This window comes from Marinospirillum sp., assembly GCF_014859565.1.
Map to the genome: position 1 here is coordinate 1 of NZ_JACUUA010000302.1, position 3,353 is coordinate 3,353.

A 3,353-nucleotide genomic window follows, 5' to 3' on the forward strand; every position below is an offset into this window, starting at 1 on the left:
AAAAACACTTCTCCCTGGTATTCCCAACGGCTAACAATAAAGCCTTCGATTTGCACTTGGTTTTTCACAATTTCTCCTTTCATTGTTCTCAGTTATTTCCTTATGTTGGTTAACAAAACGCCACACGTCCAGCGGATTTGCTGCTCTCGTGTGGCGTTACTCTCTCGAAGTATTGAACTATTCTAGGTAATGATTAAATTACATTGCTTGTACCTCCATTGGTAAAGGAATTTTAGGGTTACGGCCCTCCCTGGATGCGTGCTTGGGCATAGCCGGTTGCGGCATAATTCCCACTGTGGGAAAGGAATCCTGGCAGAAGCGAAGCCAGATCTGCCACAACAGTGACGTAAACCAGCTGCGACCCAGCATCGACCCAGATCTGAGATACCGAAACGCCTATTTCGTGTTTTGCCAAGAATCCAGCATTGCGCATGGCATAATCTTGAGCCATGGCAGGTGCATTTGGCAGAAAGACGATCTGGCCAGCCTCCCGATAAGCAGCCAGGTCTAGTTGGGAGGCAGCGGCCAAGGCGGCTGCATCGGCAGCTTTGGCGACCTCTCCCCGCGCATAGACGATGCGTCCAATTTGCAGGCTCACTGCCAACATCAAGCCTAACAGCAGGATGGTGAGGATGAAGAAGGGGATGATTTGACCGTTCTCGCCAGTACTCTGGCTAAGATTTTCATGCATAGGTCACCAGCCTTCCTGGCGAAAGGTTGCCTCAGCCTGCACCGAAGTCAATCGTTCAAGACCCAGTGTGTTCCCACCAGGCAAGAAGAGTGGAATACTGGCGGAGACACGAATCTTCACTGTCGAACCAACCACACCTCCTGGTGCCAGGACTGACACTGATGAATTTTCGATCAAGGGTTGACCTTGCAGAGCCGCCCTGGCTGCAGTAATGGCTTCACAAGGTGCACAACTCTGGCTGACCGAACCTGCACGTGCCCCATGTCTGGCTGCATTTTCAACGATCGAGACTGCCCAAAGATACGCTGCACTTTGCAGCATACCCAGAAACATCAGGATCACTAAAACTACACTGGCTGCAAACTCCACCGTGCTGGCACCTCGCTCCCGCCGGCGCAATACGCCATGTTGAAGGCCAGTTTGGAGCAGAGAGCATCTGACTGAGGTTTGGGGATATCGCGATTCTGAACCAGATTTCCAGAAATGCTTAAAAATATTCATGGTTAGTTTCATACCTTTTCCTCAGTAACTCCTGGTGCGATCAAAAACTCAAAAGAGCCGCGATACGTTCAAAGGCTGTGATCAGTGCGTTGCGGAAGATCGCCATGACAATCAAGATAATCAAAAGGACCAGAGCAGTGATAGCGGCTACGCTGGCCGACTCTTCACCTCTTTCGCTGCGGGGGTTTTCCAGAAATGCCTGCACTGACTTCACCCTTGTAATTAGTCTTGAATTGATGGTATTGAACTTGTTGATCATTAGAGACCTCCTTGAAATGATTAGGAAATATGGTTTGTTTTTCTATGGGACTTTATCTGTATTTGCATAATTACTTATTGATTATTGACTCCTGTTAGGTATTGGTGGTTCTCTCTTGAATCTGATAGAGAGTTATTGACTAGAAGTAGAATCTGATGGCATCTATTCTTGGTTAAGATCTTAAAGACCATATGCGGTATCGTAAGTGTTGTCCTGAGTGTGGAAGAATGTTGTTCCTTCATTTAAATAGTCACCATCACTTATCCTGAAAATGCGCGGATCAAGGGCACACCGATAACCACCAATATCACCACCAAAAAGGGTAGGAAGTAAAACAAGGCGACCAGGACACCCAACAGGCTGGCCAGCCGCTCGGTACGGATCTCGGCCTGTCCAACATAGGAATCAGAAAACTGGGTTGCCAGACGAGTCAATGTCTCCCGTACTTGAGTACCTTGACGGGCAAAACCCATCTGGATGGCAAAGCTGATCAAGTCAGGATGGCCGCTAAGCTGCGCTTCCTGCATTAAAATGCCGGCACCGGTTTCTCTGGAGATCAGTAAACTACGGCCATGAGCAATGCTCAAAACGCGCCGCAGCCAGGCTGGCAGGTAGCCCTCGCTAGAGGAGACTCGGCTCATGATCGCATCAAGGCCGGCACCACTGGCGGATTCGGCTGCCATCAACTGCAGGAACTCAGGTAACTCTTGCGTGATGCGTTTGCGTGCATTTGAAGCTTTTGAGGTCAGGTCGGAACGCATCAAGAACCATCCCAACAACCCTCCAATCCAAAGACCCAGGTTTGATCCCAGGAGCCATGCCACCAGCACACCCAGGGTTGCGGTCATCAAGATCTGTCGTCCAACAATGTAGGCAGGTGTTTTATCGGACCAGGAGGGGGCAGTGAAAGCCGCCCAATACAGATCTTGCTCGATGCGCTTGAAGTAGCCGGGTATCAATCTGGATAATGGCAAGCTGACCCACTCGATTGGTTCACGTCGCTCAGCAGGTTGATCGATTTTATTCAGCCTTTTCGCTACATTGGGATCAGCTATGGCGACGAATTTGCTTGCTGAATAACCTACCGTTCCTGCCACCAACAATGCAATCAAAATGATCATTCCTTCCATCTCTCGCTCCTCAGACTGCTTTCATGACTTCGTTTCTCATGAATAAATATCCGAGCGCCATGACTCCGATGGAAATGGTCATCACGACCTGAACCAATGGATCACTGAATGAGGAGCGAGTCACCGGATCGCTCATCATAACCAGCAATACCCCACCCAACATCAAAGGGATCAACCTGGCTGATTGGAGCGGTTGAGCAGCCTTGGCCTGGGCATGTGTGCGTACTGTCAGGATGCGTTGGATCGAGGTGGCCGTCTCACTTAATACCTGGGCATACTGCCCACCGCCGGCCCGCAAGTAGCTCTCCAGCAGCATGGCGACGTTGGCCAGAGAGAGGGACGGAGATCGTTTTGCGAGATCACGTAAAGCCTGCTCGGGAGTACGTGAGCGGATGTCTTTAGCCGTTATCAGCAGCTCTGATCCTAGTGGATTGGAACCTTCTGTATTAAGTGAATGCGCTACCTCTTCCAGGACTTCTTCCAGGCTGCGGTTAACCTGCAAACCCGGCGCGATGCGAGAGAGGGCGATGGCAAGCTTCTCATCGATCTTTCGACCGCGGCTACGCGCCTTTTCGTGGATATAACCAAATGGGAGGTAGCCCAAGACTCCTCCTACAGCAAATGATGGCAATCCGGGGACAAACAAAAACCAGCTTAATAAAATCCCGGCTGCACCTAATCCCAATGCGACCAGGTAAAACTGGGTAGGAGAAAGATCCACCTGCGCTTCCATTAGCTGGTATTCCAGCGATCCCTGGCGGAGGTTGGTTAT

Annotated in this window: 5 protein-coding genes; all 5 read right to left on the reverse strand. The window is 50.3% G+C overall.

What is annotated here, in order from left to right:
- Positions 1 to 238: 238 nt before the first annotated feature.
- A complete protein-coding gene (locus tag IBX50_RS18705) occupies positions 239 to 691 on the reverse strand; it encodes a pilus assembly protein TadG-related protein (RefSeq protein WP_292257916.1) in 453 nt (150 codons plus the stop codon).
- Positions 692 to 694: 3 nt separating this feature from the next.
- A complete protein-coding gene (locus IBX50_RS18710; RefSeq protein WP_292257917.1) occupies positions 695 to 1,204 on the reverse strand; it encodes a TadE/TadG family type IV pilus assembly protein in 510 nt (169 codons plus the stop codon).
- A gap of 28 nt (positions 1,205 to 1,232) precedes the next feature.
- Positions 1,233 to 1,451: a hypothetical protein gene (locus IBX50_RS18715; protein ID WP_292257918.1), complete on the reverse strand. Its 219-nt coding sequence runs from the start codon at positions 1,449 to 1,451 to the stop codon at positions 1,233 to 1,235.
- A 260-nt stretch (positions 1,452 to 1,711) separates the two neighbouring features.
- Positions 1,712 to 2,581, reverse strand: a complete 870-nt coding sequence (locus IBX50_RS18720; protein ID WP_292257919.1) for a type II secretion system F family protein — start codon at positions 2,579 to 2,581, stop codon at positions 1,712 to 1,714.
- 10 nt (positions 2,582 to 2,591) lie between these two features.
- On the reverse strand, positions 2,592 to 3,353 hold a 762-nt coding region (locus IBX50_RS18725), incomplete at its 5' end, for a hypothetical protein (protein WP_292257920.1).

Coding starts and splice junctions, on each gene's coding strand:
- IBX50_RS18720 (WP_292257919.1), bottom strand. CDS start 2,581: ATGGAAGGAATGATCATTTTGATTGCATTGTTGGTGGCAGGAACGGTA.
- IBX50_RS18710 (WP_292257917.1), bottom strand. CDS start 1,204: ATGAAACTAACCATGAATATTTTTAAGCATTTCTGGAAATCTGGTTCA.
- IBX50_RS18705 (WP_292257916.1), bottom strand. CDS start 691: ATGCATGAAAATCTTAGCCAGAGTACTGGCGAGAACGGTCAAATCATC.
- IBX50_RS18715 (WP_292257918.1), bottom strand. CDS start 1,451: ATGATCAACAAGTTCAATACCATCAATTCAAGACTAATTACAAGGGTG.